This is a genomic window from Gemmobacter nanjingensis, from assembly GCF_014652195.1.
Lineage (GTDB): Bacteria > Pseudomonadota > Alphaproteobacteria > Rhodobacterales > Rhodobacteraceae > Gemmobacter > Gemmobacter caeni.
This window is the reverse complement of the sequence record NZ_BMYI01000076.1, coordinates 1-1,213: the sequence shown is the minus strand read 5'-3', so window position 1 is coordinate 1,213 and position 1,213 is coordinate 1. Positions and strand designations below refer to the sequence as shown.

The 1,213-nt window shown below is 61.3% G+C and carries 2 protein-coding genes; both read left to right on the top strand.

The window, feature by feature from the left end:
* Positions 1-61: 61 nt before the first annotated feature.
* A complete protein-coding gene (locus IE126_RS25700; RefSeq protein WP_229825963.1) occupies positions 62-367 on the top strand; it encodes a DUF1153 domain-containing protein in 306 nt (101 codons plus the stop codon).
* Positions 364-1,185, top strand: coding sequence for an IS3 family transposase (locus IE126_RS25695; RefSeq protein WP_189383232.1), 822 nt, complete (start codon positions 364-366; stop codon positions 1,183-1,185). Before IE126_RS25700 ends, IE126_RS25695 begins: the two co-directional genes overlap by 4 nt.
* Positions 1,186-1,213: the final 28 nt, after the last annotated feature.

Sequence of the window (1,213 nt, the reverse complement as noted above, 5' to 3'; positions counted from 1 at the left end):
TGTATCGACCCAGTGAAACTCTGCTCATGCTACAAAGGAGAAGGTAGCGATGAGTGTGACAATGGACGACAGCATCAAGCGGTGGACTGCCAAGCGTAAGACGGCGCTGGTGGTTGAGATCATCCAGGGCAAGACGACGGTGGCAGAGGCCAGTCGTGCCTATGACCTGTCACCGTCCGAGATCGAGGGCTGGGTCGATGATGCCAAGCGGGGCATGGAGAACGCCCTGCGGGCGAACCCGCTGGAGATCCGCGAGCAATACGAGAAGCAGTTGAAGGACCTGCAGGAGGCCTATGGCGAGGCCATGCTGGAGCTGCGCGCCAGAAAAAAGTTGGCGGCCCTCATGGAGCGGGAGGACGGCAATTGATCCGGACGCTTCATGAGGGCCTTCTGGCGGATGGGATCGCGGTGCCGCTGACCAAGCTGTGTGGCTGGTTCGGCGTGCCGCGGCGGACGGTCTATTACAAGCCGACCAAGGCTGCGCCGAAGGTCGATCCCCGCTTTGCTGATCCGATCAAGGCCATGATCGAAAAGGAGCCGTCCTTTGGCTACCGGACGGTTGCCTGGCTTCTGGGCTTCAACAAGAACACGGTGCAGAGGATCTTCCAGATCAAAGGCTGGCAGGTGCGAAAGCGTCCGATTGGCATGCGGCCCCGCATCGAGGCCGTTCCCTCGGTCGCCACAGCTCCGAACGAACGCTGGTCCACCGACCTTTGCCGTGTCTGGGCGGGGCGCGACGGCTGGACAACTTTGGCCCTCGTCATCGACTGTCACACCCGTGAGCTTCTGGGCTGGCATCTGTCGCGATCCGGCAAGGCAACGACTGCTGCCAGTGCCCTCGAGCATGCCCTCATCACCCGGTTCGGCACCTTGGGAAAGGTCACGCGGGAGTTCCTTCTGAGGTCCGACAACGGCCTCGTCTTCACCAGCCGCCGCTATACCGCGCTGGTCCGAAGCTATGGCCTTAAGCAAGAGTTCATCACGCCGCATTGCCCGCAGCAGAATGGCATGGTCGAGCGTGTGATCCGGACACTGAAAGAACAGTGCATCCATCGCCAGCGCTTCGACAGCATCCAACACGCGACACGCGCCATCGGTGACTGGATCCGCTTCTACAACACCCGCCGCCCCCATCAGGCGCTGGACATGAAAACCCCCGCTGAGGCATTCGCATTAGCGGCTTAACCTGTGCAGATTCCGCTGGGTCGATACA

Coding starts and splice junctions, on each gene's coding strand:
- IE126_RS25700 (WP_229825963.1), top strand. CDS start 62: ATGGACGACAGCATCAAGCGGTGGACTGCCAAGCGTAAGACGGCGCTG.